This is a genomic window from Gordonia sp. NPDC057258, assembly GCF_042668985.1.
Classification (GTDB): Bacteria; Actinomycetota; Actinomycetes; order Mycobacteriales; family Mycobacteriaceae; genus Gordonia; species Gordonia hongkongensis.
Window position 1 is genome coordinate 14,824 of the sequence record NZ_JBHUXZ010000016.1, and the last position, 26,706, is coordinate 41,529.

General features: G+C 68.0%; 26 protein-coding genes and 1 pseudogene. 10 read left to right on the top strand and 17 right to left on the bottom strand.

Translation table 11 applies throughout. The features are described from left to right. The first annotated feature begins 19 nt into the window (after positions 1–19). Positions 20–760 (top strand): guanylate cyclase, encoded by a 741-nt coding sequence (locus ACFUEJ_RS13255; RefSeq protein ID WP_065631045.1) that lies wholly within the window; start codon positions 20–22, stop codon positions 758–760. A gap of 24 nt (positions 761–784) precedes the next feature. Here ACFUEJ_RS13255 and ACFUEJ_RS13260 read toward each other — a convergent pair whose 3' ends face one another. Continuing rightward, complete coding sequence (locus tag ACFUEJ_RS13260; RefSeq protein WP_388029849.1) at positions 785–1,387, bottom strand: TetR/AcrR family transcriptional regulator; 603 nt, start codon at positions 1,385–1,387, stop codon at positions 785–787. Between the two features lie 106 nt (positions 1,388–1,493). Here ACFUEJ_RS13260 and ACFUEJ_RS13265 point away from each other — a divergent pair, with 106 nt between their 5' ends. Then, the gene (locus ACFUEJ_RS13265; RefSeq protein WP_388029852.1) at positions 1,494–2,315 is read left to right on the top strand and encodes an SDR family NAD(P)-dependent oxidoreductase; all 822 of its coding nucleotides are present in this window, start codon (positions 1,494–1,496) and stop codon (positions 2,313–2,315) included. Between the two features lie 18 nt (positions 2,316–2,333). On the opposite strand, the gene urtE is transcribed toward ACFUEJ_RS13265, so the two are convergent. The 6 genes from urtE to ACFUEJ_RS13295 form a co-directional block, all read right to left on the bottom strand. Beyond that, positions 2,334–3,026: an urea ABC transporter ATP-binding subunit UrtE gene (gene urtE, locus ACFUEJ_RS13270; protein WP_065631048.1), complete on the bottom strand. Its 693-nt coding sequence runs from the start codon at positions 3,024–3,026 to the stop codon at positions 2,334–2,336. 3 nt (positions 3,027–3,029) lie between these two features. Continuing rightward, positions 3,030–3,926 (bottom strand): urea ABC transporter ATP-binding protein UrtD, encoded by an 897-nt coding sequence (urtD, locus tag ACFUEJ_RS13275; protein WP_065631049.1) that lies wholly within the window; start codon positions 3,924–3,926, stop codon positions 3,030–3,032. Continuing rightward, complete coding sequence (gene urtC, locus ACFUEJ_RS13280) at positions 3,923–5,035, bottom strand: urea ABC transporter permease subunit UrtC (protein WP_065631050.1); 1,113 nt, start codon at positions 5,033–5,035, stop codon at positions 3,923–3,925. Before urtC ends, urtD begins: the two co-directional genes overlap by 4 nt. Further along, the gene (gene urtB, locus ACFUEJ_RS13285; protein WP_058252491.1) at positions 5,032–5,919 is read right to left on the bottom strand and encodes an urea ABC transporter permease subunit UrtB; all 888 of its coding nucleotides are present in this window, start codon (positions 5,917–5,919) and stop codon (positions 5,032–5,034) included. Before urtB ends, urtC begins: the two co-directional genes overlap by 4 nt. Positions 5,920–6,021: 102 nt before the next feature. Next, a complete protein-coding gene (gene urtA / locus ACFUEJ_RS13290) occupies positions 6,022–7,335 on the bottom strand; it encodes an urea ABC transporter substrate-binding protein (protein ID WP_091344393.1) in 1,314 nt (437 codons plus the stop codon). Positions 7,336–7,612: 277 nt separating this feature from the next. Beyond that, entirely contained in the window at positions 7,613–8,659 is a 1,047-nt protein-coding gene (locus ACFUEJ_RS13295) for an oxygenase MpaB family protein (protein ID WP_388029858.1), read from the bottom strand. 116 nt (positions 8,660–8,775) lie between these two features. On the opposite strand from ACFUEJ_RS13295, the gene ACFUEJ_RS13300 reads away from it, so the two are divergent. Further along, on the top strand, positions 8,776–9,384 hold the full coding sequence (locus tag ACFUEJ_RS13300; RefSeq protein WP_065631052.1) for a TetR/AcrR family transcriptional regulator: 609 nt from the start codon (positions 8,776–8,778) through the stop codon (positions 9,382–9,384). Here the strand turns inward: ACFUEJ_RS13300 and ACFUEJ_RS13305 are convergent. Together ACFUEJ_RS13305 and ACFUEJ_RS13310 are read right to left on the bottom strand one after the other, a co-directional pair. Further along, entirely contained in the window at positions 9,365–10,603 is a 1,239-nt protein-coding gene (locus tag ACFUEJ_RS13305; protein WP_065631084.1) for an MFS transporter, read from the bottom strand. The two genes, ACFUEJ_RS13300 and ACFUEJ_RS13305, sit on opposite strands and share 20 nt — an antisense overlap. Before the next feature lie 67 nt (positions 10,604–10,670). Then, positions 10,671–11,372, bottom strand: coding sequence for a TetR/AcrR family transcriptional regulator (locus ACFUEJ_RS13310; protein ID WP_159371207.1), 702 nt, complete (start codon positions 11,370–11,372; stop codon positions 10,671–10,673). 105 nt (positions 11,373–11,477) lie between these two features. On the opposite strand from ACFUEJ_RS13310, the gene ACFUEJ_RS13315 reads away from it, so the two are divergent. Then, positions 11,478–12,464, top strand: a complete 987-nt coding sequence (locus ACFUEJ_RS13315; RefSeq protein WP_388029863.1) for an ATP-binding cassette domain-containing protein — start codon at positions 11,478–11,480, stop codon at positions 12,462–12,464. Beyond that, positions 12,461–13,285, top strand: coding sequence for an ABC transporter permease (locus tag ACFUEJ_RS13320; protein ID WP_083207371.1), 825 nt, complete (start codon positions 12,461–12,463; stop codon positions 13,283–13,285). Before ACFUEJ_RS13315 ends, ACFUEJ_RS13320 begins: the two co-directional genes overlap by 4 nt. Positions 13,286–13,300: 15 nt before the next feature. Here the strand turns inward: ACFUEJ_RS13320 and ACFUEJ_RS13325 are convergent, their stop codons facing one another. Beyond that, the gene (locus tag ACFUEJ_RS13325; protein WP_065631055.1) at positions 13,301–13,810 is read right to left on the bottom strand and encodes a carboxymuconolactone decarboxylase family protein; all 510 of its coding nucleotides are present in this window, start codon (positions 13,808–13,810) and stop codon (positions 13,301–13,303) included. A gap of 43 nt (positions 13,811–13,853) precedes the next feature. Beyond that, positions 13,854–14,186, bottom strand: a complete 333-nt coding sequence (locus tag ACFUEJ_RS13330; RefSeq protein WP_064571124.1) for a hypothetical protein — start codon at positions 14,184–14,186, stop codon at positions 13,854–13,856. Positions 14,187–14,312: 126 nt separating this feature from the next. On the opposite strand from ACFUEJ_RS13330, the gene ACFUEJ_RS13335 reads away from it, so the two are divergent. After that, positions 14,313–16,355, top strand: coding sequence for a DUF2339 domain-containing protein (locus tag ACFUEJ_RS13335; protein ID WP_065631056.1), 2,043 nt, complete (start codon positions 14,313–14,315; stop codon positions 16,353–16,355). 66 nt (positions 16,356–16,421) lie between these two features. On the opposite strand, the gene ACFUEJ_RS13340 is transcribed toward ACFUEJ_RS13335, so the two are convergent. Continuing rightward, entirely contained in the window at positions 16,422–17,291 is an 870-nt protein-coding gene (locus ACFUEJ_RS13340; RefSeq protein ID WP_065631086.1) for a formate/nitrite transporter family protein, read from the bottom strand. Positions 17,292–17,544: 253 nt separating this feature from the next. Here ACFUEJ_RS13340 and cynS point away from each other — a divergent pair, with 253 nt between their 5' ends. Beyond that, complete coding sequence (gene cynS / locus ACFUEJ_RS13345) at positions 17,545–17,997, top strand: cyanase (RefSeq protein WP_058252560.1); 453 nt, start codon at positions 17,545–17,547, stop codon at positions 17,995–17,997. On the opposite strand, the gene ACFUEJ_RS13350 is transcribed toward cynS, so the two are convergent. Further along, positions 17,985–19,577: a PucR family transcriptional regulator gene (locus ACFUEJ_RS13350; RefSeq protein ID WP_388029870.1), complete on the bottom strand. Its 1,593-nt coding sequence runs from the start codon at positions 19,575–19,577 to the stop codon at positions 17,985–17,987. The two genes, cynS and ACFUEJ_RS13350, sit on opposite strands and share 13 nt — an antisense overlap. Positions 19,578–19,665: 88 nt before the next feature. Here ACFUEJ_RS13350 and ACFUEJ_RS13355 point away from each other — a divergent pair, with 88 nt between their 5' ends. Together ACFUEJ_RS13355 and ACFUEJ_RS13360 are read left to right on the top strand one after the other, a co-directional pair. After that, a complete protein-coding gene (locus ACFUEJ_RS13355; protein ID WP_165629779.1) occupies positions 19,666–20,166 on the top strand; it encodes a nucleoside deaminase in 501 nt (166 codons plus the stop codon). Beyond that, positions 20,163–21,134: an isopenicillin N synthase family dioxygenase gene (locus tag ACFUEJ_RS13360; protein WP_388029873.1), complete on the top strand. Its 972-nt coding sequence runs from the start codon at positions 20,163–20,165 to the stop codon at positions 21,132–21,134. The genes ACFUEJ_RS13355 and ACFUEJ_RS13360 overlap by 4 nt, the downstream gene beginning before the upstream one ends. 450 nt (positions 21,135–21,584) lie before the next feature. Here ACFUEJ_RS13360 and ACFUEJ_RS13365 read toward each other — a convergent pair whose 3' ends face one another. The 4 genes and pseudogenes from ACFUEJ_RS13365 to ACFUEJ_RS13380 form a co-directional block, all read right to left on the bottom strand. Further along, entirely contained in the window at positions 21,585–22,466 is an 882-nt protein-coding gene (locus ACFUEJ_RS13365; protein ID WP_388029875.1) for a sulfurtransferase, read from the bottom strand. Positions 22,467–22,622: 156 nt separating this feature from the next. Further along, a pseudogene (locus ACFUEJ_RS13370) lies at positions 22,623–23,606 on the bottom strand (arabinofuranosidase). A 375-nt stretch (positions 23,607–23,981) separates the two neighbouring features. Beyond that, positions 23,982–24,533, bottom strand: coding sequence for a putative immunity protein (locus ACFUEJ_RS13375; RefSeq protein WP_137810918.1), 552 nt, complete (start codon positions 24,531–24,533; stop codon positions 23,982–23,984). Between the two features lie 22 nt (positions 24,534–24,555). Continuing rightward, complete coding sequence (locus tag ACFUEJ_RS13380) at positions 24,556–25,197, bottom strand: GNAT family N-acetyltransferase (protein ID WP_388029878.1); 642 nt, start codon at positions 25,195–25,197, stop codon at positions 24,556–24,558. Positions 25,198–25,331: 134 nt separating this feature from the next. On the opposite strand from ACFUEJ_RS13380, the gene ACFUEJ_RS13385 reads away from it, so the two are divergent. After that, entirely contained in the window at positions 25,332–26,690 is a 1,359-nt protein-coding gene (locus ACFUEJ_RS13385; RefSeq protein WP_388029881.1) for a S1C family serine protease, read from the top strand. The last annotated feature ends 16 nt before the right edge of the window (positions 26,691–26,706 follow it).

Below are 26,706 nucleotides of genomic sequence, written 5' to 3' on the forward strand. Positions count from 1 at the left end.
GACGCATTAGCCTGCTCTCGTGCCCACCAGCAGAATTCTCCTCGGCCGAGACCGCGCCGACGCCGGCATCTCGTTGACCGACGCACTCGACGCCACCCGCACCGGCGACATCTGGCTCTTCCGCGGCCATTCCGGACCGGACCGGGCCATCCGCACCCTGACCAACGCTCCCGTGAACCATGTCGCGATGGCGGTCTGCATCGACGATCTGCCACCGCTGCTGTGGCACGCAGAGCTCGGCGATCGGCTGACCGACGTGTGGACCGGATCGAATCATCGCGGCGTGCAGCTACACGACGCTCGAGAAGCCGCGGAGCAGTGGATGATCCGCTACAAGCAGGCGTGCTGGTTCCGACAGCTCACGCCGGAGGTCTCCCCGGATCAGGAGAACGCTCTCCTCAAGGTGATCGCCGAACTCGACGGGACGCCGTTCCCGACCACCGCGCGCCTGGCCGGCCGGTGGTTTCGCGGCCGGGTGCCCAACTCGACCGACCTCGTCCGGGGCATCCCCTACCTCGACCGCAAGGTCCGTCAACGACGCGACGAACGGCAGCAGCGGAAAAGCCAGAACACCGAGGGCGTCGGATTAGAAGCCGCCTACTGCGCCGAGGTGGTGGCCATCACCTATCGGGAGATGGGCATCCTCGACGCGTCCAAGGACTCCAACTGGTTCGACCCCGGGCGATTCTGGAGCGGCGACAATCTCCCCCTCCACGCGCCGCACGAACTCACCCCCGAGATCGGAGTCCGGCTGGACTGACGACGGCGCGGACCGGGCCGACCCTCATCTCCCTCCGAAGGCCCGGAGCGTCGCCTCGACGAGTGCGTCGGCGTAGATGTCGGTCAGCGGGCCGCTGCGGTGCAACCACCGCTGGAACAACGGGGCGTAGAGCATCTCCAGAAACAGGTCGAGGTCGGTGTCGGGGGGCAGCTGGCCCGCCCGCTCGGCCGTGCGAAGCCGAGCCTTCTTGGCGTCGTCCAGCGGTCGCGACTGCTTCTCCCGGTACTCCGCCGCAAGGTCGGCGTCATTCGCGATCTCCGTGTTCACCGCCCGGATCAGGCGATCGAAGGACGGATCGGCGAACTCTGCCACCGTCTCCCGCATGACCTGTTTCAGGTCCGCCTCGAGATCTCCGGTGTCCGGCAGTTCGACCGACTGCCCGTCGGCCCCCTCGCTCAGTGCGAGCACCGCTGCGAAGACGACCGCGCTCTTCGACGGCCACCGTCGATAGATCGTCTGTTTGCCGACACCGGCCCGGGCCGCGATCGCCTCCACCGTGACCTTGTCGTACGACTGCTCCACGACCAGGGCTCGGGTCGCTTCGAGGATCGCCTGGCGAGACCGCTCTCTGCGGCGTGAGTGATCGGGACCTGCAGCTGTCGTCATGGGTCGAGCCTAGTTCATGAAACGAGACGTTGCGTTTGACATGCGAGGCGGACTTGGCCATAGTCATTCTGCGACGGACCGTTCCGTTTACTTAGGAGGAAATTCGATGATCGACGCACGGGTCTGGTTCATCACCGGCGCATCCCGCGGACTCGGACGCGCGTTCACCGAAGCGGCACTTGCCGCCGGCGACGAGGTCGTGGCCGTCGCCCGCAACATCGAACCGCTGGCGTCGCTGGCCACGCGACATCCCGATCAACTCCATCCCCTGTCGCTCGACGTCACGGACCGGCAGGCCGTGTTCGACGGCGTCGATGCAGCGGTCACCGCGTTCGGCCGACTCGACATCGTCGTCAACAACGCCGGCGGAATGCTCTACGGGATGGTCGAGGAAGCCACCGAGGCCCAGATCAGGGCGCACCTCGACCTGAACTTCTTCGGTGCCGTCTGGGTCGCGAAAGCCGTGCTGCCCCACCTGCGCGCCGGCGGCGGCGGACGCCTGCTGCAGGTGACGTCGATGGGCAGCGGCGGAGGAATGGCCACCGTCGGCTTCTACGGAGCGGGCAAGGCCGCGCTCGACTCGGTCAGTGAGGCGCTGGCGATGGAGGCCGAGCAATTCGGCGTCAAGGTCACCATCCTGCAGATGGGCGGTTACGACACCGGGTTGTTCACTGCCGGTACGACGAACACCGAACCGATGCCGGAGTATCGGGACCTGCGAGCCGAGATGGAATCGTCGTGGGGTGACGACGCCGGACCTCCGCCGACCACGGCCGCGCCGGTCATCCTGGAACTCGTGGCGCTCCCCGACCCGCCTCGGCGCCTGATCGTCGGCAGCCAGTCGTTCGACCACGTGCTCGAGATGGACCGCGCACGTGACCGGGACTACCACAAGTGGGAGCACCTCAGCCGGCAGGCGCCCGGCTGAGGTGGCCCGCGCGTCGTACTAGATCGTCATCGCCTCGCGCACAGCACTTTCGGCGGTCGTGCCGCCCTCACCCGACGACGTCACGCGGCCGCTCTCCAGCACGTAGTACCGCTGCGCCGCCTCGAGGGCGAACCCGATGTGCTGTTCGACGAGGAGCACGCCCAGCCCACCGCGCTGGGTGAGCGTGGTGATGGTCTGCTCGATCTCGGCGACGACCGACGGCTGGATGCCCTCGGTCGGCTCGTCGAGGATGAGCATCCGCGGCTCGGTGATGAGCGCGCGCGCGATCGCCAGCTGCTGACGCTGGCCGCCGGACAACAGGCCGGCGCGTCGACCCAGCAGCTCCTTGAGTGCCGGGAACATGTCCAGCATCTCGGCGACCAGCTCCTTGCCGCGTTTGCGGCCGTCGGCCACCACCTGCAGGTTCTCGGCAGTGGTGAGATGGCCGAAACTCTGCTGCCCCTGGGGCACGTAGGCGATGCCGTGCCCGACCCGTACGCTCGGACGCGCCCGGGTGATGTCGACGCCGTCGAACGTGATGGTGCCCTTGGTGGTCTTCACCAACCCGACGGCCGCGCGCAGCAGGGTCGTCTTCCCGGCCCCGTTGTGTCCCATCACCGCGACGACGCCGTCGGCCGGTACCTCGATGTCGACCCCGTGGATCACCTCGGTCCGACCGTAGCCCGCATGGACTCCGGAGATCTTCAGCATGGTTCAGCCCTTCTCCGTGATCGGTTGCGTTGCAGCCGCGTTCGCCGAAGTCGCAGTCGTGTCGGAGTCGACCTCGGCGGCGATCTCCTCGAGTTCTTCACCGCCGGCCGCGGTCCCGAGGTACACCTCCTGGACCTTCGGGTTCGCCTGGACCTCGGCGACCGTGCCCTCGGCGAGCACCCGACCCCGTGCGAGCACGGTGACCGATGTCGCGAAGGACCTCATGAAGTCCATGTCGTGCTCGACGACCACGACGGTGCGCTCACCGCCGATGCGGCGCAACAGGTTCCCGGTCTCCTCACGCTCTTCGTGGCTCATCCCGGCGACCGGCTCGTCCAGCAGCAGCACCGAGGCGTTCTGCACCAACAGCATCCCGATCTCGAGCCATTGCTTCTGACCATGGGCCAGTACGCCCGCGGGTGTGTCGGCCAGGTCCTGCAGGCCGATGGTTTCGAGCGCCTCGGCGATCGAGTCGGGGATCTGCGTCGGTCGACGCCGCAGCATCGTCCACACCGAACGCCCGGCGCCCGCGGCGATGTCGAGGTTCTGCAGCACACTCAGTTCCTCGAAGACGCTCGCGGTCTGGAAGGTCCGGCCCACCCCGAGCCGCGCGATCTGGTGCACCTTCTTGCCGACCAGTTCGACACCGGACTTCTGGATCGAACCGGTGGACTTCACCAGGCCGGTGATGGCGTCGATGATGGTGGTCTTGCCGGCACCGTTCGGACCGATCAGGAACCGCAGATCACCCTGCAGCAGTGTGAGATCCACGTCGGAGACGGCCTTGAAACCGTCGAACTCCACGCTGAGACCGCGCACCTGGAGGTAGTCGCTGTCCATCCCGGCGTTGCCGCCGGCGACCGGCGGGTGCCCGACGACCGTCGATTCTGCTTCGGTCATGACGACGCTCCTACCTTGCTGCTGGTGTGTTCGTCGATGTCGGCGGTCGGGGACGAATCCGGCGCCCTCTTCCGGCGCCACTTGACCAGTGCTCCCAGGCCGGCCAGCCCGGCCGGGAAGAACCCGACGACCACGATGAACAGGATTCCCTGCGCATAAGTCCAGCCGGACGGGAAGCTCTCCGACAGACTGGTCTGCGCCCAGGCCACCGCGATGGCGCCGAGGACCGGGCCGAGAAGCGTTGTGCGCCCGCCGATGGCGACGCCGATCAGGAAGGCGATCGACGGCACGATCCCGACGTCGGCGGGCGAGATGATGCCGACGATGGGAACGAACATGGCCCCCGCGATGCTCGCGAACAACGCCGCGATCGCGTAGGCGACGACCTTGGTGTTGGCCGGGTCGTAGCCGAGGAACCGAACCCGCTCCTCCTGGTCGCGGACGGCGACCAGCAGTTCGCCGTACCGGCTGTACATCAGCTGACGGGTGATCGCCACGACGGCGAGCAGGATGGCCGCGGTGATGAAGAACAGCAGCTGCCGGTTCACCGGGTCGTTCAGGGCGAGCCCGAAGAAGCTGCGAAAACGGTTGAGGCCGTTGCTGCCACCGGTGGTCTGCTGACCGATGAGCAGGATCGCGAAGGCGGCGGCCAGCGCCTGGGACAGGATGGCGAAGTAGGCACCCTTGACGCGCCGTTTGAACACGCCGAGACCCAGCAGGATCGCCAGCAACGTCGGTACCAGCAGAATGCCCAGGATCGTCACCACCGGCGAGGCGAAAGGCTTCCAGTACCCCGGCAGTTCGCTGATCCCGGCGATCTGCATGAAGTCGGGCACGTCGTCGCCGCGCAGTTCCGCGTCGGAGATCTTGAGGTGCATGGCCATGATGTACGCACCCAGCCCGAAGTACACACCCTGGCCGAGGGTGAGCATGCCACCACGACCCCAGGCCAGGCCGATGCCCACCGCGACGATGCCGAAGCAGAGGAACTTGCCGAGCAGGTTGAGACGGAAGTCCGAGAGGACGGCGGGCGCGACCGCGAACAACAGGATGGCGGCGACGCCGAAGCCCGCCCAGACCTTCCAGGAACTGCTGAAATAGTCCTTCACACAAGACTCCTCGACTGGACCGTGAACAGCCCCTGCGGCCGGATCTGCAGGAAGATCACGATGATGACGAACACGGCGACCTTCGCCACCGACGCCGTCGTGTTGTATTCGATGAACGAGTTCAGGACGCCGAGCGCGATGGCCGCGATGACCGCGCCCTTGATCTGGCCCAGCCCGCCGATCACGACGACCAGGAATGCGTCGATCAGATAGGTCATCCCGGTGTTCGAGCTGGTGGATCCGATCAACGTCAGTGCGACCCCGGCGATGCCGGCGAGTCCCGAACCGATGAAGAACGTCGTGATGTCGGTTCGGCGGCTGGAGATCCCGCTCGTCTCGGCGAGATCCCGGTGCTGGACGACGGCGCGGATGCGCCGACCCATCGGCGTGTACTTCATGGTCACCGCGATCGCGGTGACCGCGACGATGGCCAGCAGCATGATGAACAGGCGTGTCTTCGGGACGACCGCGCCGAGGATGTCGACGCCGCCGGACAACCACGACGGTGCGACGACGTCGACCGCCGGCGCGCCGAAGATGTCGCGGGCGAGCTGCTGGAGGATCAATCCGACACCGAACGTCACCAGGAGTGTGTCCAGTGGGCGGTCGTACATCCGCTTGATCAGGGTGACCTCGAGGAGAACGCCCATCAGGCCGCCGACGAGGAACCCGATGACCAGCGAGACCAGCAGGGACACGCCGGCATTGGAGATCAGGTATTCCTGCACCGTGTACGCGGTGTAGGACCCGGCCATGATGAACGACCCGTGGGCCATGTTGATCACGCCCATCTGACCGAAGGTCAGGGACAGGCCGAGAGCTGCGAGAAGCAGGATCGAACCGAGACTGAGCCCGGTGAAGAGCTGTCCGATAACGGTTTCCACGTGTCTATCCGTTCGTCGTCGGCGAGTGCCGCGTTCGCCGGGAGGGACCGTGCGCGACCCGTCCCGCGTCGCCGGAGGACGCGGGACGGGTCGTCGACGGTGTCAGTTGCTCAGGCCCTCGGCCCACGGGTACGACTTCAGGTAGGGGTCCGGCTCGATCGGCTGACCCGAATCCCACACCGTGTAGATCAGTCCGTCGCCACGGATCTCACCGATGCGCGCGGTCTTGGTGATGTGGTTGTTCTCACCGTCGATCGTGACGAGCCCCTCCGGAGCATCGAAAGTGACTCCGCCGGCCGCCTTCTGAACGTCGGCGACGGCGAACGACTGGGCCTTCTCGACGGTGTTCTTCCACAGGTAGACCGAGACGTAGGCGGCCTCCATCGGGTCGGAGGTCGGCTTGTTGGCACCGTAGGCGGCCTTGTAGTCACGGACGAACGAGGCGTTCACCGGGTTGTCGACGGTCTGGTAGTAGTCCCACGCGACCAGCTGGCCCTCGATGTTGTCCACACCGATACCGCCGACCTCTTCCTCCGCGATGGACACCGAGACGACCGGCATGGCCTGCGGGGTCAGTCCGACGTTCTTGTACTCGCGGAAGAACGCGACGTTGGAATCGCCGTTGAGAGTGTTGAACACGGCGTCGGCGTCGGCGGTACGGACCTTGTTGACGATCGTCGAGAAGTCCGTCGAACCGAGCGGGGTGTAGTCCTCGCCCTTGATCTCGATGCCGTTGGCCTCCGCGTACGCCTTGATGACACGGTTGGCCGTCTGCGGGAAGACATAGTCGCTACCGACGAGGTAGAGCGACTTCACGCCCTCCTCCTTCAGGTACTCCAGGGCCGGCACGATCTGCTGGTTCGTCGTGGCGCCGGTGTAGAAGATGTTCGGCGACGACTCCAGGCCCTCGTACTGCACCGGGTAGTACAACAGCGAGTTGTTGTCCTCGAAGACCGGCAGCATGGCCTTGCGGCTCGACGACGTCCAACCGCCGAACACCGCTGCGACGCAGTCACTCGAGATCAGCTTCTCGGCCTTCTCCGCGAAGATCGTCGGCTCGGAGGCCCCGTCCTCGCCGATGAGCTGAATCTGTTTGCCCAGCACTCCGCCGTTGTCGTTGATCTGATCGACGGCGAGCTTGATCGAGTCACGCACGGTGACCTCGGAGATCGCCATGGTGCCCGACAGCGAGTTCAGCGAGCCGACCTTGATGGTGCTCCCGGAGGTGTCGACACACGATTCGGCGCTCGATGCCGATTCCTCGCTGGCCGAACTGCCACAGGCGCTCAGGACCAGCGCCACCGCGGACAGCGCCGCGGGGACCAGGATGCCGTACCGCCGACGGCGTGACCGGGTCGGGGCGGACGGCGGGATGTCCGCCGGCGGGGGGCCGGGCGGCAACGGAACAGACGGCATCGGCGAAGCCTTTCTCATTACGTCTCAGGTCCACTCAGATGGGGGCACGACGAACACGCGGCCTGTCACCGCGTGACCCCCGATGAGATACGCGTCGCAAGCCTTGCGATCTGGCGTATGGGAGGTAAACGTAAATTGACTTTGTTACACCGGCGTGACGTGAGATGAAATCGATGTTTCCGCTTCCGGACCCGCCGTCACGATCTGATGCCGGCGAATTCCGTTGCCTTCATTGAAGTTTCGGAGCGACCCGGTTTGACACGAGCGCCCACAGCGGCTAACGGGCGAACGAGGCCTTGATTTCGGCACGGGTACGCTCGGGGTCAGATCCGAGTTCATAGCGCGGAAGCGTGTGCGGCACCGTCGTCCCGTGCGCCACGCGACGACGAGCGGCCGCGAACTCCGGCGCCTCCCCCATCGTCAGGTGGGCGGAGTTGATCAGACCCCACACCGCACTCCGGCGCGCACGCCGTTCGACCGGATTGGGCGGGCGGTACATGATTAGCTGCTGGGCCCAGCGGGGCATCGTGTCACGGATCGCCCAGTCCACGGCGCCCTGGGCCGGGTTGCGTACGTTCAACCCGGTGGCCATCGCATTGCCATGTGTCAGTGCGAGTTTCGGCAGGTACTCGGCCAAGCAGGTGAGGGTGTCGGCTTTGGTCGTGGGCAGGTCGGTCCCACCCAGCGCGTGACCGACGCGCACGAATTCCCGGTAATAGCCGTCGAGTTCGGCGCCCCGCAGCGGCTGCGGGTGGTAGATCTCGTGCGCGGTGGCGATACCCCAGACGACGGTGGCATAGTTCCAGCGAAGCCAGGCCGGATCGTCGGCGTCGTAGGCCGCACCGTCGGGCCGGACACCTTTGATGGTGTGGTGCATCGCGCGTACCGTCCGCGCCAGTCGCTCGGCGGACTCGGTCGAGCCGTACGCGGTCCCCATGAAGAAGGCCAGCGAGTGCCCGAGTCTGGTCATCGCGCCGTCGGGATCGATGGACAGGGTCGGGGTTCCGTCCTCGCGGCGCCGGACCAGCCGCGAGTGCTGCACACCCATCCAGAAGATGCTCGGGTCGAGACGCTCCAGGTACGACGCACACTGCAGACCGAAGATGAGCGCGGGCGTGTGCGAATGGACGTACCAGGTCGCGCTGCCCGGGCCGAACCAACCCGGATCGCCGGCCGGCTTCTCGAAGTCCATCCCGCGGAAGAACTTCGCTCGGACGTGGGCGTCGAACTTGCCGTTCAGCCAGGACCCGACGAACTCGTGCGGGAGGGGAACCGGAATCCAGTCGGTCGACGGCAGTCGGAGAGGAGCCATGGACACAGTCATCTACAGACCTTCCGCTCGGGTCGACCATTGGTCACGGTCGTACCCAGAGTAACTATTTGGGTACAGGCGTGACCAGATCTGTGCGGGGTACGCTGGCGGCCGACTATGGTGAGCAGATGTCCTCACCGACCCGCTGGGCGGGCGTACCGCTCGCGGACCGGCGCGCGGAGCGTAGAGCGGCCCTGATCGCGGCCGCCTTCGACATCTTCGGAGGCGTCGGCGCGGAAGCCGAGCTGTCGGTCCGCTCGGTGTGCCGGTATTGCGGCTACAACACCCGGTACTTCTACGAGAGCTTCTCCGACACCGACGATCTGCTCGGCGCGGTCTACGACACCGCGACGGCGGAACTCGGCGTGGTGGTCGAGGCCGCGATGCGCGAGGCGGGCCCCTCGGTCCGGTCACGCACCCGCGCGGGTATCCGTGCGGTCCTCGGCCACGCGTCGTCGGATCCGCGGCGCGGCCGCGTGTTGTTCACCGCCGGGGTGACCAATCCCGTTCTCGCCGAACGGCGGGCCACCACCCAGGGCATGCTCCGCGACCTCGCGTTCGCCGAGGCCGACGCCCGCGACACCGACCGGCTCACGAGCCGGGTGCGGGCCGCGATCTTCACCGGCGCGATGTCCGAACTGGTGCAACAGTTCTTGGCCGGCAGCCTGGGTGACGACCTCGACCGCGTCGTCGACGAGGCGATGGCGACCCTCCTGCCTACCCGAGACGTTTCATGAGACCGCGATCGAGGGCCCGGATCATGACCAGGCAGCCGAGGCCGGACAGGATCAGGCCGGTCGCGAAGATCGCCGGGAACCCGAACAGGTCGCCGACGATCCCGGCGGCGAACCCGGCCGCGCCCTGCACGCCGACCACCGCGCACGCGAACAAGGTGTAGTCGCTGCCCTCGTAGCCCTTCTGGCACGCATCCATCATCAGGGTGAACACCGCGACGGTCGCCGCGCCACCCAGGATGTGCTCGGCGAGGCTGGCCGTGACCACCAGCCAGAAGCCGCCGACGCCGATCGACGCGACCAGATACACTCCAAGACTGAGTGTCTGGGTGACACCGCCGACGAGCAGTGCGTGCCGCCGACCGTAGGTGTACGCGAGCCACCCGCCGAGCGCGGCTCCGCCGAGCGCTCCGGCCGACGACAACGCACCTTCGACGAGCGCGATCTGGCCCAGTGTGAGTCCGATGTCGGACATGAACGGGCCCACCAGCGCCGACGCCATCGAGTTACCGAACTTGAACGCGCCGACGACGAGGATGAACGTGATCACGCCCGGACGTCGGAGCCGCGACGACCAGCCCGTCAGCAACAACCCGGGCGACACCCGCTTCGACGGTGTCGGCTGCGCATCGCCGGTCGGTCGGCTCGGCTCACGGGCGAGAAACCACACGCCGACGGTGACCGCGAACAGGAGCACCGCCATCACGACGAACAAGGTGCGCCAGCCGGCGAACGAGAACAGCCAGAGGAGCCCGCCGCCGCCGGCGATCATGCCGATTCGGTACGCGCCCACCTGGATTCCGTTGCCCAGACCGCGCTGACGCGGCTCGAGCATCGACACCGCCAGCCCGTCGGTCGCGATGTCCTGCGTCGCCGACAGCAGGTTGATGACCGCGATGCCGATCAGGAGCCAGACCAGGGACCCGGACAGATCGAGCGTCGCCAAGACGAGTGCGACGACCGCCGACGACAACTGCAGGGACACCAGCCATCTGCGCCGGGTGCCGTAGGCGTCGACATAGGGCGCCCACAGGAATTTCAGACCCCAGGGCGCGAACAACAGTCCGTACACGCTGATCTGGGTCAGTGAGTAACCCTCCTCGCGGAGGATGACCGGCACCGCCTGGCTGAAGAAGCCGTAGGGCAGGCCCTGCGCGAAGTAGAGAACGGTGAGCAGCGACAGCGTGCCGACCGCGAGCCGGCCCGAGCGCACAGTCGACATGGGTGACATCATGCCGCACCGATGCGAGTGCGGCGGTGGGCGGCCGGTCAGCGTGCCCGGTGACGCGTCAGGGCGAGCCGGTGGCGCGCGATGCGATGCCGTCGAGAATGAGCTGCAGCCCGAATTCACGGTCGTCGGACTCCCCGCCCGCGCTCTGCATCGCCGCGAACAGGTACGGGTACTGCGCGGGATCGGCGAGACCGGTCAGCACCTGCTCGAAGTCCGACTCCACATCAGTACCCGTCGCACGCCGCATCTCGATCTCCAACCGGGTTGCCGACAGCACATACTGGGCGAGCAGGCCGAGGATCTCGAGTTTGTCGTCACCGGGCAGGTCGAAGTCCTTCAGGATCTCGAAACCCGCCTCCATCCAACGCATTCGACGCGGCCCCGGGACCGCGACCGTCAGCGGCAGTTCGAGGAACCAGGGGCGTTCGACCATGCCGTCGATCTGCGCCCGCGTCCACGCCGCCAGATCCTCGCGCCACTCCCCTCGGCGCGGCGGCAACGGGAGCTGACCCGCCACCGCGTCCACCATGAGGCTCAGCAGCTGAGCCTTGCCGGACACGTGGCGATACAGGGCCATGGCCGAACAGCCGAGCGCCTCACCCACGCGCGCCATGGAAACCGCGTCGAGGCCGTCGGTGTCGGCGATCGCGATCGCGGCGTCGACGATGCGGTCGAGATCGAGGGCCGGTTTGGGACCACGGCTGCCCGCCCTGCCACCTGTCCACAGCCGTTGCAGCGTCCCGTCCCCACCCTCTGCCATTCGCGGTCCTCTCGGTCGGCGACCCTTGCCGTCGCGCACAACTGCGTCTACTGTACGCAGTTACTGCCATAAACAGTTTTAGCCATAAACAGATTGGAGTCCGACATGACCGTCCCGGACCGTTCGTCACCCATGCCGGTCGAGGCCGTCGGCCTCACGAAATCGCTGGGCCGCGGGGACTCCCGGGTGCCCGTCCTGCGCGGGTTCGACCTCGACGTCGGCGCCGGGGAGGTCGTCGCCCTGCTCGGCCCCAACGGCGCGGGTAAGACGACCACGGTGCGCATCCTGTCCACCCTCACCCGCCCCGACGGAGGGACCGCCCGCGTCGGCGGCTTCGACGTCGTCGCCGATCGCCGCCGGGTCCGCGAGATCATCAGTCTGACCGGGCAATACGCGGCCGTCGACGACAAGCTCACCGGTCGCGAGAACCTGAGGATGATGGGTCGGCTCGCGCACCATCCCCGCCGCACCGTCGATCACCGCGTCGACGAACTCCTGCTCGCCTTCGATCTCACCGACGCCGCCGACCGACTGGTCGCGACGTACTCCGGCGGTATGCGCCGGCGTCTCGATCTCGCCGCGGGACTCCTCGACCGGCCGGTGGTCCTCTTCCTCGACGAGCCGACGACCGGCCTCGACCCGCGCAGCCGTCAGATGCTCTGGCAGGTGATCGACGACGTGGTCGCGCAGGGGACGGCAGTCCTATTGACCACGCAGTATCTGGAGGAGGCGGACCGCCTCGCCGACCGCGTGGCCCTCATCAGTGGCGGCCGGATCGGGACCGCCGGTACACCGGCCGACCTGAAACGCCGCGTCGGCGAGGCCGCGCTCGAGTTCGTCGTGCCGACCGCGGCCGACGCCACCGCCCTCGCCTCCGACCTGGCGGCTTTCGGGCCGTCGGTCCAGTCGACCATCGTCCGCGTGCCCACCGACCGGTCGGTGGCCCACACACGCGCGGTCCTCGATCTCGCCGATCGGACCGTCGCCACCGTCGATTCCTGGGAATTGCGCTCTCCCACACTGGACGACGTGTTTCTCGCGGCAACCGGACAACCCGCCGAACCGGCCACCGGGAACGAGGTCGCGGCATGAGTCTCACCACTGCCCTCGCCGAGCGCTCGTCGTCGAAGCGACTACGGCACCTGCAGATCGACGCGACCACGATGTTCGCGCGATCGCTGCGCATGATGAGCCGCGATCCGGACGAGTTGATCCTCGCGCTCGTCCTGCCGATCGCCATCATGCTGATGTTCGTCTACGTCTTCGGCGGCGCGATGTCGGTGGGTACCGACTACATCACCTACGCGACTCCTGGAGTCATCCTGCTGTGCGCGGGCTACGGCGCGTCCAATACCGCACTGGCGGTGGCGAATGACATGAACGGCGGCGTCATCGACCGCTTTCGGTCGATGCCCATCGTGGGCGCGACCATGGTGTTCGGCCATGTCGCGGCCAGCCTGGTGAAGAACTCCGTCTCCACCGCGGTCGTCCTGATCGTCGCGGTCGCCATCGGTTTCCGGCCGTCGGCGTCGCTGTTCGAATGGCTCGGGGCCGCCGGGATGGTCCTCGCCTACATCCTGGCCATCACCTGCCTCGCCGCGTTCATCGGCGTGGCGGTGCGAACGCCCGCCGCGGCAGGCGGTTTCGGCTTCGTCATGCTCTTCCTGCCGTATGTCTCGAGTGCGTTCGTGCCACCCGAGACGATGCCGGCCTGGCTGCGCGGCTTCGCCGAGGCACAACCGGTCACACCGGTCATCGAGTCCATTCGAGCCCTGCTGGTCGGCATGGGCACCGGCGGGTCACCGGTGCACGATCTGACGTCGACAGCGGTGACGGGCCTGGCCTGGTGCGCGGCGATCGCGCTGGTGTCACTCGCGGCGGCCGGCTGGGTGTTCGCACGCAAAGGGCGGTGACGCGAGGACGGCCGACTAGCCTGTCGCGCCACCGGTGAACGGTGTTGCCGCCTTCTGCGGCGAGGCGCCGGGCCGGGGGCGGTACCCGCTCACGATGGACATCCGGTTGAACGCGTTGATGGTCACCGCCGCCCAGATCAGCACCGCGGTCTGGTCGGTGTCGAGGATGTCCGTCGCCCGGTCGTAGGCGAGGTCGGCCGCGTCGTGCGCCGGCAGTTCGGTGACGAGCTCGGCGATCTCCAGAGCCGCTTGCTCGACGTCGTCGTAGAGGTCCGGCGCATCCCGCCACCCGGCCATGACGTCGATCTGCTGCGTCGTCAGACCCGCAGAGCGGCCCAGTTGCGCATGGAGATCCATGCAGAAGGCGCAACCGTTGAGCTGCGAACACCGCAGGTTCACCAATTCCACGAGGGACCGACTCAGCCCGATCGATTCGGCGGCCGCGGCGACCTCGGCCGATACCGCGATCAGCTTTCGGTAGACCTGCGGCGTGGTCTTGTCGATTCGCACCCGTTGCGCAGGCATGGCCCCACAGTAGACATCAGCCCGTCACAGTGGGAAACAGGCATCAGCCCGCCATCGCGGGAAACGCCAGCGCCACGAGCATGAGGGCGAACAGGAACCACGCCGCGCCCTGCCACATCGGCCAGGTGCCGCCCCGGCGATAGGTGCGGTAGGCGTTGACCAGCGCACCGATCCCGCCGAGAAGGAACACACCGGGGACGAGCGACGCGAGGACGATATTGGCGCGGTCGACGGCGAGGAAGACCGCGCAGGCCACCGCGCCGAGCGCGACCACGGCCACGACATACAGGGCCGCGGACCGGTAGCTTCCGGTGTCCTGCCAGCGCTTCTCGACGTCGGCGCGTCCACGGTCGGCAGCATTGTGCGGATCAGTCATGGTCCAGCGATACCCTGCCGGGCCGTCCGGCAATCACGTCGCCGCGCACCCCGTCACACGAATCCCCCACCCCTGGTGGGTAGGACTACTCATCCATGCCGGGGCGCGACCGGTCATCGTCGACACATGAACTCTCCCAGCAGCACATTCGGCGGCGATCCGAGTACTGCCACCCTGGCGCGGATCTCGACCGAGTTCGACGCGATAGCACGCCAGATGTCCACCGTGTCAGCCGAATTCGCCGAGCTGCGACGTATCGTCGCCGAGCCCGACGAGCCTGCTCGCGACGTCGCCCCCGCACCGCAATCCGCCGTGCAGCCACCCGCCGCCGGCCTCACCCCACCGACGGTGGCGGCAGCTCCTGCGCAGGCCGCGGGACCTCGGCCCACACCCCCGTCCCGGCCCTGGTTGCCGACGGCGCCGCCACCGGTCGGCCACCAACGACCCCCGATCGCTCCGCCGGGCCCGCAAGGTCCTCCGCCGATGCCCCGCCCGGCGAGTGCGCGACCGTATCCGCCGGTCGCGTCGCCTCCGCGGCCGGCCGGGCCGTCGATGTCCGAACGGATCGGCGCGGCCGCCGAACGCGGATTGATCGGCAAGATCCTCGCCACCGCCGGCGTGGGCGTGACCCTCATCGGTGTCGCACTGCTCCTCGTCCTGGCCGCACAGGCCGGATTGCTCCGCCCGGAATTCCGCGTCGCGGGTGGCGCGGTCCTCGCCGCGGCGCTCGTCGCCGGCGGGATCTGGTCGCGCGGCCGGCCCGACGGCCGGATCGGTGCCATCGCGCTGACGGCCACCGGGATCGCGGCGGGTTACCTCGACGTCCTGGCCGCGACCAAGATCTACGACTGGTTGCCCATCGTCGTGGGCCTCGGAGTCGCGGGACTCGTCGCCGCGGCTGGGCTCGCGCTTGCCCATCGGTGGCGCAGCGAACACCTGGGGCTGCTCGTCGTCGTGCCGTTGATCGCTCTGGCACCGGTGCTCACCGGCGGACTGGACACCACCCTCATCGCGTTCATGGTGGTCCTCGCCGCGGCATCGGCGTGGGTCCAGCTCGGTCGCGACTGGATCTGGCTGCATGCCGTGCGGCTCGCCGCGCCCACGATTCCGTTGACCCTGGTCGGTGTCCTCGCGCTGGCCGGCTGGACGTCGGCCGGTGCCGCCGACACCGTCTTCGCGGCCGCGGTCGTCGTGGTCGTCGTGCTGGGGGTCGCCGGCGCCCTGATCGCGATGCCCACCACGCAGTTCCGGGAGACGCTGGCCGGTCTGGCGAGTGCGACGACCATCCCCGCGTTGTTCGCCGGAGCGGTGATGAACATGCCGGGCGCGGTGATCCTGCAGACCTGCATCGCCGGCGCGCTGATCGGAACCGTGTTGATCGGATCGGGGCTTCCCGACTCGCGTACCGGCTCCACCCCGCGCGTGCCCGACGTCGTTGCGCAGATCTGGTCCGCGACCGCCCTTCTGCTGCTGTTCGTCGCCGTTCTGGTGGCCTTCGACGGCACGGTGGCGATCACCGTCCTGCTCGGCCTGGCAACGGTGACCGCGCTTGTCGCCCGGACATGGTCGACGACCTCGCGGGTACTTCTCGCCGGTGGCTCGGTCCTGTGGGCCATCGGTTTCGCGGCGCTACTCGACGCGGCGCCGCCGTATGTGCTCGCCGATGCGGACCTGATGCGACGGGACGCGTCTCTGGGGATCGTCGTGGCGAGTGTGTTCGCGGCCGCCGGCGCCCTGGTCCTGGCCGCCGGGTGGGCCCGCCTCACCGACGAGAAGGTCTCGCGCGCAGCCCATATCGCCGCCGGAGTGGTCGTCGTCTACGCACTCACCGCGATCAGTGTGACCGCAGGCGTCCTGGTCGCCGGGTCGGACGGCTTTCTCGCCGGTCACGTGCTGGCGACCACCTGCTGGATGGTCCTCGCGGGGACGGCCCTGGCCTATGCCCGGCGTCGCACCGGTGCCGCACGTACCGCCGCGGTCACCGGGGGTCTCGTCCTCGTCGCGGCCGCGATGGCGAAACTGTTCCTCTTCGACCTGGCCACCCTCGACGGGATCTTCCGCGTGATCGTGTTCATCGTGACCGGACTCATCCTGCTCGGCCTGGGCGCCTGGTACGCCCGCGCCCTCCAGGACGACCCGGCCGAGCCGGATTCGGCGACAGCCGTATGACCCTGCCGAACAGTATGACGTCGTGCCCGGAATGCGGGCACGACGTCATACGGGTCGGCGCCGGGACTAAGCGGTCGTCGTACGGACGGGCGCGGCCACGTCGACCTCGGTCGTCGCGTCGTGGGCGGGGGGTCGACGATCCGGAGCGGTCCGTACATGGGTGAAGTACAGCGTCAGACCGACGAAGGTGAGTCCGCCGACGAGATTGCCGATCACCGTGGGGATCTCGTTCCAGACGAGGTAGTCGGCGATCGAGAAGTCACCGCCGAGCATGAGACCCGAGGGGAAGAGGAACATGTTGACGATCGAGTGCTCGAAGCCCATGTAGAAGAACAGCATGATCGGCATCCACATCCCGATCACCTTGCCGGGCAGGGATGTCGACATCATCGCGGCGACGACACCGGTGGACACCATCCAGTTGCACAGCACGCCGCGGATGAACAGCGTCAGCATGCCGGCCGCCCCGTGCTCGGCGTAACCGACGGTACGGCTGTGGCCGATCTCGCCGAGCCGCTGTCCCACCTCGTCGGGTGCGACGCTGAATCCATAGGTCAGGATGACCGCCATCATCACCGCGACCAGGATGGCGCCGAGGAAGTTCCCGAGGAACACCAGACCCCAGTTGCGCAGCATCGACCGGACCGTGACTCCTCGTCGCTTGTCGAGCAGTGCGAGTGGCACCAGCGTGAACACACCGGTGAGCAGGTCGAATCCCATCAGGTAGAGCAGGATGAAGCCGACCGGGAACAACAGCGCCCCCAGCAGCGGCTGGCCGGTCTGCACGGTGACGGTCACCGCGAAGGCCGCGGCCAGAGCCAGGATCGCGCCGGCCATGAACGCCCTGATCAGGGTGTCGCGGGTGGACATGAACGCCTTGGACTCGCCGGCGTCGACCATCTTCACCGCGAATTCGGACGGTTTCACATAGGACATGTGGTTCTCCTCGAACTCCTCAGTTGATGCGCCCATGGAACCGAGGCCACATGTCCGTTCGGTGTCATCGACGAGTCTCCCTGTTACACCGCCCTCACTCGGTCCAGGTCGCGGTGTGAAGTTCTGGTGTCGCCGCGGTCGGCGGTGGGCGTGTCGATCGTGTGAACACTGCCGAAAGTCGCTGACTCGACTTGGCATCGTGCCCGCCGATGGGCAATGTGGGTGTGGTCCAACACTATCGATGGAGATGACGATGACCACCCCGATCATGCCGAAAACCGATGCCGCAGAGCTGATCAACGCCGCGCGGATTCGCCAGGGACTGACGTGGGCGACAATTGCCGAGAAGATCGACGCCCCGTTGGTCTGGACCGTCGCTGCGCTGCTGGGCAAACATCCGGTCCCGGCCACGAAGGCCACCGCCGTGGTGGAACTGCTCGGCCTCGGCGAGGGCGTCGCCGAGAGTCTGCGGCAACAGCCGACGCGTACACCCGACGAGGCGGCGACGAGCGACCCCACCATCTACCGCTTCTACGAGGCGCTCGACGTCTACGGGCCCGCGCTGAAGGCACTCATCCACGAGGAGTTCGGCGACGGCATCATGAGCGCCATCAACTTCAACATCGACATCCGACGCCGGCCCGACCCGAACGGCGACCGCGTGGTCGTGACCTTCGACGGGAAGTTCCTCGACTACAACTGGTGAGCCACCTGGTGAACCTCGCGGGTCACCGAACGCAGGGCCAGCATCGTCGACGCGTAGACGGCCGGGTCGGTGGGGTCGAAACCGAGCACAGTCCGGATCCGTTCGAGCCGCTGATAGAGGCTCTGCCTGCCGATGTGGAGCGCCGCAGCCGACCGCGTCGCGCTGCAGCCGTGCGCCAGGTGCACCGCCAGGGTCCGGACGAGGTCCGACGAGGAGCGTCCATCGGCCGCGACGAGTGGTTCCACCAGGGACCGCAGCTCCGTCCGAAGAGCGGGATCCAGCGCACCGATCGCCTCGTCGACGAGGAGTTCGCGCGAGGTGAACACCCGACGTCCCGCCTCGAGACCCGCGGCGGTGGACGCCGCGAGCCCAAGTTGTCGCCCGCATCGACGCAGTGAGGCGGAGAGGGCGGACGCCACATCGGCGCCGGGCCCGACATCGTCGATGACACAGGGGTTTCCGACGACGACCGTGGTGCGTCCGATTCGGTTGCCCTGCCGTGTCAACGAGGACGCCACCCGGTCGACCGGGTCGGTGGCGCCCTCTCCTCCCCCGGCCGGCACCGCGGCCAGTGCGTAGACCGTGGCGTCGACGATGCTGCGTGCCACCGAATCCAGCTCGGCGCCGGCGACCGCGGCATCGGCCATCCGCGGGTCGGGGGCCTCCGCCGCAAGGGGCACCACCACGGTGGGCGCCCCCACGGACACCCCCGCGGCGGCCAGGCGTGCCCGCAGATCCGCGGGTCGCATCGGTCTGGCGTCGACCAGGTCTTCGACGAGCCGCGCGGCCAGGGCCGAACCCCGGACCCCGGTCCGGGTCAGGCCGACCGCCACCGGACCGGCGGCCGCACGCAACAGACTCTGCGCGAACGGGACCGGGCCGTCGTCGGTGCGCTCGCCCACGATCAGCCGGGCGATCGGACGTCCCTTGCTGTGGACCGTGGCGTCCGATACGGCCCGGTCGACGACCCGCCACGCCGCCGAGTCGTCGTCGACGCCGTGCGCGGACAGCAGCGCCCCGGATGTGGACACGAGAACGACAGGCGCATGCAGGGTTTCGGCCACATGGCCGAGCATGGGCGCGACCCCGGCACCGGCCGCCAGGTCGTCGTGGAGTGACTCCACGAGAGTCGAGCGGACTCGTAACTCGTCGACCTCGCGGGCGGCGATCGCGGTGTTGACCGCTCGGCACACGTCGATGAAGGGGACCACCGCCCGGAGTTCGATGATCGGCAGCCGGACCGCCGATCCCGCCCGCACCATCTCCTCGGGTACCGCCTCGAACGTCCGACCCACTTCGATCGCGACCGCCGCGACCCCGCGCTGCGACAGGTCCTGCACATAGTGCTTGCGGGTGCCGGCATCGAGTCCGCGCAGACCGAGCCCCGTCGTGAGCAGCAACTCGCCGCCGGTGAGCAGCGGCCCGATCTCGTAGATCTCGCTCGAATGCACCCACCGCACGGGTGCGTCGAGACGTTCGTGGCCGCTCAGAACCCGCGGCTCGGCGACCGCCAGGTGGTCGTCGAGGATCTCCCGAAGCGTCGGGAAGGCGGTATCCGTCGGGGGTCGATCGAGCGTCATGGACGAAGACAATATGCACCGGCGGCCTCGGCCGCAGTACGACGATCTGTCAGTTGTCACCGTCGGAGCCACCCGGCACTCTCGAAGCATGACGATCTCGCTGCCCGGCCATGCCGGTCTCGACGTGTCCGGGATGCTCGACGTCGCCTACCGGGAGGCACGGACGAGCCTCGACGAGGGCGGCATCCCGATCGGCGCGGCCCTCTTCGCGGCCGACGGCACGCTGCTCGGCGCGGGCCACAATCGGCGCGTGCAGGCCGACGATCCGTCGGCGCACGGCGAGACCGAAGCATTCCGCGCCGCGGGGCGGCAACGGGATTACGGGCCGACGATCATGGTGACGACCCTGTCGCCGTGCTGGTACTGCTCCGGCCTCATCCGCCAATTCGGCATCGGCACGGTCGTCATCGGCGAAAACACCTCGTTCTACGGCGGAGAGGACTGGTTGCGTGAGCACGGTGTCGAGGTCATCGTGCTCGACGACGAGCGGTGCGCGGAGATGATGTCGTCGTACATCGCGGCCAATCCTGCGGTGTGGAACGAGGACATCGGGGTCGCCCCGGCCGACGAGAACGTGGAGATGTCATGACCGACAGCCCGGTACTCACCGTCGACCTTCGGGAGTGGCAGTCCGGAGGTGCTGCCGCGCAACGGGTCTGCGCCGCTGTCGATGAATCCCTGCAGCAGGCCGGGTTCCTGCTCGTCACGGGGCACGGACTCGATCCCGAGTTGCCGAGCTCCCTTCGCGCGGCGGCCCGTCGGTTCTTCGCGCTCCCGGCCGACGTCAAGAGCCGGTACTCCGCCGGTGTCGGCGGCCGCGGTTGGATCGGTCCCGGCAAGGAGGCCAACGGTTTCGCCGAGGGCACCGAGACCCCGCCGGACTTGAAGGAGTCGTTCACCTCCGGTGCGCAGACGCCGGTGGGCATACCCGAGATCGACGGGTACTGGTTCGCCCCCGACGTGTGGCCGGCAGAGACGCCCGAACTCCGAGAACTGTTCACGGCGTGGACGTCTCAGATGCGGCGGCTGTCCGACGACCTGCTGGCGCTGATGGCCGCCGCACTCGGCCTCGTCGGCCCGGACAATCCGTTCCGCGACCTCGCGTCGACGCCGACGTGGTCGTCCAACATCAACCACTACCCGCCGCTGCACGACGTCGGAACCCCCGAACCCGGCCAGTTCCGCATCGGACCGCACACCGACTTCGGCACCGTCACCATCCTCGACCGCGAACCCGGCGCCGGCGGATTGCAGGTCTACAGCGAGCAATCGGGGTGGGCCGACGCACCGTGGAACCCCGACGCCCTGACCGTCAACATCGGGGACATCCTCGAGTACTGGTCGGCCGGGCGCTGGCCCGCGGGCCGGCACCGCGTCCTGCCACCGCAACCCGACGCACCCGCCGAAGACCTCGTCTCGCTGATCTTCTTCTACGAACTCGATCACGACGCCCTCGTCTCACCCGTCGCCCCACCCGTGGGCCGCCGCGCCGGACTCGAACCGGTGGTGTCCGGGGACTTCATCCGACAGCGCCTCGACGCCATCACCGTCGGCTGAGACCCGCCCCTCCACTCCCGAGGCGGAAAAGCGCGAACCCCCTCCGCTCCCTGAGGAGCGCCCGGAGCTTGCGGAGGTCGCGTCACGAAGGGTCCGGCGACCGAGGGTTGCGTAACCCTTCGTGACGCTCGCAGGCTCGCTCCTCCAGGGAGCAGAGTGCTTTCGTGGTTCACGACGGGCGCCAGGCCGCAGATACTGAGGTGCTAGGTGCGCGACCCCCGCTCCCTGAGGTGCGAGGAGCGATAGCGACGAGCCTCGAAGGGTCTGGTGGGAATGTTCCTGTAGCCATTAGCCTTCGAGGCTCGCTTTACTCGCACCCTGGGGAGCGGCCGGCCGGCCCGGAAAAGCTCGTCCCCGTGAGCAGGGTCGAAGGGCAATGTGCCCTTCGATCCTGCTGAGGGGGACGCGAATTCACGCGTAGCGCCAGACCGCTGGAGCGGCCCGGCGTCGTCAACGCGGTTCCGGTCCGGTGACCAGCGGGAGCGACGGGTCGTTGGCCCACGCGGTCATCGATCCGTCGTAGACCGCGACGTCGTCGCGACCGACGAGGGCGAGCGCGTGCGCGATCCCGGTGGCCGCGATGCCGCCTCCGCAGTACGTCACGACCTTGGTGTCGTCGGCCAGCAACCCGGCCGCTTCGAATTCCCGGCGTAGCTCCTCGACCGGGCGGAGGTCGCCGGTCTCGGCGTCGTGGATCGAGAACACCGGGAGATTCACCGATCCCGGGATGTGGCCCTGACGGGCGTACGTCGTGGTCTCACCGCGATAGGTCGGCTCGTCGAGGACATTGACCAGCAGCGTCGACGGATCATCAAGCGCGGCAGCGACCTCCGTGGTCGAGCGCAACAGTTCGAAACGACGCGTCCCGCGGAAAGTACGCGGGGTGACGGTCGACTCGGCATCGGTCACCGGGGCGCCGGCCGCCTTCCAGGCCGGCAAGCCGCCGTCGAGCACGGTCACGGCGTCGAAACCCTCGAGTCGCAGGTGCCACCAGAAGCGCGTTGCCCAGAATCCCTCGAGCTGGTCGTAGACCACGACGGTCGCCCCGTCTCCGATCCCCAACGCCGATGCGGCCGTGGCGAACTGCTCGGATGACGGGACCGTCCACGGTTCGGGGCTGCCGGCGTCGGCGAAGTCGGTCAACAGATCGGCGAACACCGCACCCGGGATGTGTTCCGCGCGAAAGGACTCCGCTCCCGATTCGGGGACATAGGGCCCCTCTTTCGGAATCGGGAGATGGGTGGTCGCGTCGACGATGACCACGGTGGGGTCGTCGAGCCGCTCCCGCAACCAGGCGACGTCGACCAGCGGGGGCAGGACAGATGTACTCATCGGAACCTCTCGAGAAACGGGCAAAACACCCCCGACGTCACCGAGACTAGGTGCCCGTCGGCTTCTCGGCACCGTGCCAAATCTCACCGAGCACGACGGTTGACGTACGTACGCGACCGGTGCGTCGTGTCGCGGCGGCGCGCAGACCCGTCGCCGTCAGGCGCGCTCGCGCATCACGCCCACGTGGCGGACCGTCCCGGAGATGCCCGGGATCTGTTGCACCGGCGACCAGGTGCGCATCCCATCGGTGCTGTCGGAGTAGAGGTATCGGCCGTTCGGGTAGGCGTCGAGGTACATCCGCCAGGCGCCGTTCGGTAGCTGGACGACGGCGGGACCCTCGACGAGACGACCCCAGTTGCCCGGCGGCACGAACCGGTAGGGCCCGAACAGCGAGCCCGAGACCGCATGCTCGATGAACTTTCGCGTCTCGTTCTTGGTGAACGCATGATAAGTCGGCCCGACCTTGATGACCGTGGTGTCGACGTGGTCGGCGCCGATGCTCAACATCGGCACGGGCGGACTCCACATCCGCAGCCCGGGATCGAGCGCCGTCATCACGTAGGGGACGAAACCACCACCGGTTGACATCGACAGGATCACGTTGACCCGGCCACCCTCCACGAACCATTCGGGCGCCCAAGCCTTGGTCGTGAACGGCGACAACGACGGACCGTCACTCGAACCCGCCGACCCGGACGAGCCGGGCGAACCTGACCCGCTCGAGCCGAATCCCTTGCCGACACCGGTCCCCGGCAGGAACGCACAGCACAGCGGCACCGGCCAGTTGTACAGGAAGTTCCAGTTGACGCGGTCGCGGCTGCGCGCGAACCCGATGCTGGCCCCGTCGGCGGTCGTCTACGTCACGTAATACCAGCCGTCGGTGTGCCGGAAGATGCTCGCATCCCGGACATAGCCCGTCGGCGGCCGGTACGCGGACCTGCGCACCAGGGTGTACTCGAGGCCGTCGGAGGACTCGTACACGTCCATGTCGCGCGCACTCGCATTGCTGAACGCGACCATCGTGTACCGCCAACCCGAGGGCGCGGCGGCACTGCTCGCCGGCGTCGGGACGAGCAGCCCGGCCACCGCGAGCAGGACCACGATCGCCGCGGCGAGGACGGTTCGTCTGGAAGGAGTCACCGATGCAGAATCGACGACGAACGGCGCACGATGTGCAACTTTCACCCGGAAGGTCGTCGGTTCCGGCCGCACGGATCGCCAGGGCGAATCCGTGCGGCCGGTGACGACCACCGGGTTCGACGAATCGCCGTACCCCTAGCTGCCGTTGGCGTAGAGCGCCAGGAGCGGACCGATGAAGGCGAACAACATGGTGAGACCGAGTTCAGACGAGGACACTGGAGACCTTTCGACATGTGCCAACTGGAAGGCCGACGAGCTCGACTGCGCACATCGGCCAGGCAACACCATGTCATGCGACATGTCGTTTGTCAGGCGAATGACCATCAAAAGCTGTTCTTGCACAGGGGATTTGATGTGCCCGAGCGGCCACTCGTCTCAGTCAGCTGTCCCAGTCGTCCGTCTGCCCGACGCCCGCAACCGGCTGTCGAGTTCGGCCATCAGGCGGGCCGCCCGTGATGCCCCGGCATCCGGTTCCGGGTACCGACACAGCACATCGATGAGCTCGGGTGGTGTCCGTTGGCACACGGCCTCGACCATCTCGTTCCCCACCGCCGGGTCTCCACCGCTCTCTAGTTCGGCGATGTACGCCCGGTTCGCCGCGGCCCGCAGGATGTGACCGACCTGGTGCGCTTTCGCGATCGGATGCAGATATGCCGCCGCCGCCGAGTCGCCTGCGGCTTGGGCGGCCAGTCGGGCAGTCTCCGACGGGGCGTCCTTCGCGGCACGATGCGCCGCAAAGGCGGCCGTCCGCTGGCGCGTCGATCTGCGTGCGCCGGCGGCGAATTCCCGGGCCGCCTCGATGGCCGCGCGGGGACGCGGGTCGTCGGGCCGCGTTCGCTCGAAGACCGGCAGCACTTCCTCGGCCCACTCGGTGGCACAGCGCACGACGACCCGCAGGTCGTCGTCGGTCAACTCGAAGTCCGCCATCGGCCGAACGCTAGCAGTGTCCTCACACGGTCGCCGACAACCCGCCGCCATCCGGATCGCGGAGCATCGAATGGACGACGAGGCCCGTGTCGACCGGAGTCGTTGCGGTGACGACGAACCCGGCACGTTCGTAGATCATCACATTGCGATCGTCGGAGGTCTCGAGCGCGACGCACGCACCCCGAGGAGGAGTCCTGTCGTCGACCGCGGCGAGTCCGGCGCGGACCAGCGCGCTTCCCAGCCCCTTGCCCTGGCGGTCCGGGTGGACTCCGAGTGTCGCCAGGTTCCATGCGCCTGCCGGGTGCGCAGGGGTCTCGGCCCGGGCGACCGCGGCCAGCCGATCGCCGTGCAGGGCGGCCGCTTCGGCCTGAAACTGTCCATCCGGCTCCGGCACATCCGGGGGCGGCAGGGCGATCACGCCGCACCGGTCCGTGGTGACCAGCACGACACCGTGGTCGAAGGCGTATCCCAGATACATCCGTTGTAGTCGGTACAACCGTTCCCGATAGCCGTCCTCGGGAATGGACCATCGAGTCCAGGGATAGGCGTCGAAAGCGGCGGCGAGAGTGCCGGCGGCATCGTCGAGATCCGCGATGATCGCATGGTCGATGGAAATGTCACTGTCCTCGAGGGTTGAGTCGGATGCGGGTGGTCGGCGGGTCACATTACCGCGGAACCACATTCGGTCGACACTGATCTCTCGTGGCGCGGGAAATCCGCAGTGGACAGGTCAGAGACACCTGAGAGTCCGCGTCGAGCTTGTCAGCAAATCCGCAGGATTTCCGTAGCCCTGTTCACATGAGGCGCAGGCATCGTGGTGCCGTGAACACGCCCCAGACCCCCATTCCCGACGACGACCACGACCCGATCACCGAACCCTTTGCGCCGCCGCGCGGACCGGTGCCGCCGCCCGGGCCCTGGGCGATGAACCCGCGGGCCACCCCGCCGCCATTCGTCTCACCCCCGCCGCCTCCTCCGGTCGCGCGGCAGCGGGCCGGCGTGACGAAGCCGATCATCGTCACCGCGCTCCTCGCGGGACTGCTCGGCGGCGCCGTCGGCATGGGAGGCAGTTCGCTGCTCGGGCACGACGCCGCGTCGGTACCGATCCTCAACTCGCAACCGGCCGCCGCAGCCAACGCCGCCGACGCGCAACCCGGTTCGGTGACGTATGCCGCGAGCGTGGCGTCGAAGTCGACGGCCGACATCAAGGTCCAGACCGCGAACGGCACGGCGGTGGGCAGCGGTATCGTCCTCTCCCCCGACGGTTACGTCCTGACGAACCACCACGTCGTCGCCGGGGCCGGCTCCGGCAGCACGATCGTCGTCACCACCGGCGACGGGCATCAGCACAACGCCACCGTCACCGGCAACGCCCCGTCGTACGATCTCGCGGTCATCAAGCTCGAGGGTGCGTCGGGCCTGACCCCGGCGGCACTCGGTGACTCGGACGCATTGAAGGTCGGCCAGCAGGTGGTCGCCGTCGGCAGCCCGGACAGCCTGACCAACACGGTGACCTCCGGCATCGTCAGCGCGCTGTCGCGGACGGTGACCGCCGGCGACGCCAGTGGCTCGTCGCTCACCGTGTACAACGGTCTGCAGACCGACACCCCCATCAACCCGGGCAATTCCGGTGGGCCACTGGTGAATCTGCAGGGGCAGGTGATCGCGGTCAATTCGGCGGTGGACACCGGCCAGGCCGCGTCCGGTGGGCCGCAGTCCTTCGGGTTGGGTTTCGCGATCCCGATCAACACCGCCAAGCGCATCGCCAATCAACTGTTGCAGGACGGTCAGGCCACCAAACCCGTGATGGGAGTGTCGGGTTCACTGTCGGCGGGCGACCGGACCGAGGGCGCGACCGTCTCGTCGGTGCAGCGTGGCGGGCCCGCGGCAGATGCGGGTATCCGGCAGGGCGACGTCGTCACCAAGGTCGGGGACACCACCGTCTCCGACTACGCCGACCTCATGGCGCAGATCCTCACCCACGAGCCGGGTGAGACCGTGCCGGTGACCATCGGTTCCGGTTCGGGTGCCCGGACGGTCCAGGTGAAGCTGGGCAGTGCCGTCGACGAGCAGGAGACGACGGTGCCGGAGTCCGGCAGCGGATCAGGCGGCTCCCCGTTGCCGTTCGGCGGCAACCCCTTCGGCCAGAACCCGTGACCCGAGCTGCGTCGGA

Coding starts and splice junctions, on each gene's coding strand:
- ACFUEJ_RS13260 (WP_388029849.1), bottom strand. CDS start 1,387: ATGACGACAGCTGCAGGTCCCGATCACTCACGCCGCAGAGAGCGGTCT.
- ACFUEJ_RS13265 (WP_388029852.1), top strand. CDS start 1,494: ATGATCGACGCACGGGTCTGGTTCATCACCGGCGCATCCCGCGGACTC.
- urtE (WP_065631048.1), bottom strand. CDS start 3,026: ATGCTGAAGATCTCCGGAGTCCATGCGGGCTACGGTCGGACCGAGGTG.
- urtD (WP_065631049.1), bottom strand. CDS start 3,926: ATGACCGAAGCAGAATCGACGGTCGTCGGGCACCCGCCGGTCGCCGGC.
- urtA (WP_091344393.1), bottom strand. CDS start 7,335: ATGCCGTCTGTTCCGTTGCCGCCCGGCCCCCCGCCGGCGGACATCCCG.
- ACFUEJ_RS13295 (WP_388029858.1), bottom strand. CDS start 8,659: ATGACTGTGTCCATGGCTCCTCTCCGACTGCCGTCGACCGACTGGATT.
- ACFUEJ_RS13300 (WP_065631052.1), top strand. CDS start 8,776: ATGTCCTCACCGACCCGCTGGGCGGGCGTACCGCTCGCGGACCGGCGC.
- ACFUEJ_RS13305 (WP_065631084.1), bottom strand. CDS start 10,603: ATGTCGACTGTGCGCTCGGGCCGGCTCGCGGTCGGCACGCTGTCGCTG.
- ACFUEJ_RS13310 (WP_159371207.1), bottom strand. CDS start 11,372: ATGGCAGAGGGTGGGGACGGGACGCTGCAACGGCTGTGGACAGGTGGC.
- ACFUEJ_RS13315 (WP_388029863.1), top strand. CDS start 11,478: ATGACCGTCCCGGACCGTTCGTCACCCATGCCGGTCGAGGCCGTCGGC.
- ACFUEJ_RS13320 (WP_083207371.1), top strand. CDS start 12,461: ATGAGTCTCACCACTGCCCTCGCCGAGCGCTCGTCGTCGAAGCGACTA.
- ACFUEJ_RS13325 (WP_065631055.1), bottom strand. CDS start 13,810: ATGCCTGCGCAACGGGTGCGAATCGACAAGACCACGCCGCAGGTCTAC.
- ACFUEJ_RS13330 (WP_064571124.1), bottom strand. CDS start 14,186: ATGACTGATCCGCACAATGCTGCCGACCGTGGACGCGCCGACGTCGAG.
- ACFUEJ_RS13335 (WP_065631056.1), top strand. CDS start 14,313: ATGAACTCTCCCAGCAGCACATTCGGCGGCGATCCGAGTACTGCCACC.
- ACFUEJ_RS13340 (WP_065631086.1), bottom strand. CDS start 17,291: ATGTCCTATGTGAAACCGTCCGAATTCGCGGTGAAGATGGTCGACGCC.
- cynS (WP_058252560.1), top strand. CDS start 17,545: ATGACCACCCCGATCATGCCGAAAACCGATGCCGCAGAGCTGATCAAC.
- ACFUEJ_RS13350 (WP_388029870.1), bottom strand. CDS start 19,577: ATGACGCTCGATCGACCCCCGACGGATACCGCCTTCCCGACGCTTCGG.
- ACFUEJ_RS13355 (WP_165629779.1), top strand. CDS start 19,666: ATGACGATCTCGCTGCCCGGCCATGCCGGTCTCGACGTGTCCGGGATG.
- ACFUEJ_RS13360 (WP_388029873.1), top strand. CDS start 20,163: ATGACCGACAGCCCGGTACTCACCGTCGACCTTCGGGAGTGGCAGTCC.
- ACFUEJ_RS13365 (WP_388029875.1), bottom strand. CDS start 22,466: ATGAGTACATCTGTCCTGCCCCCGCTGGTCGACGTCGCCTGGTTGCGG.
- ACFUEJ_RS13375 (WP_137810918.1), bottom strand. CDS start 24,533: ATGGCGGACTTCGAGTTGACCGACGACGACCTGCGGGTCGTCGTGCGC.
- ACFUEJ_RS13385 (WP_388029881.1), top strand. CDS start 25,332: ATGAGGCGCAGGCATCGTGGTGCCGTGAACACGCCCCAGACCCCCATT.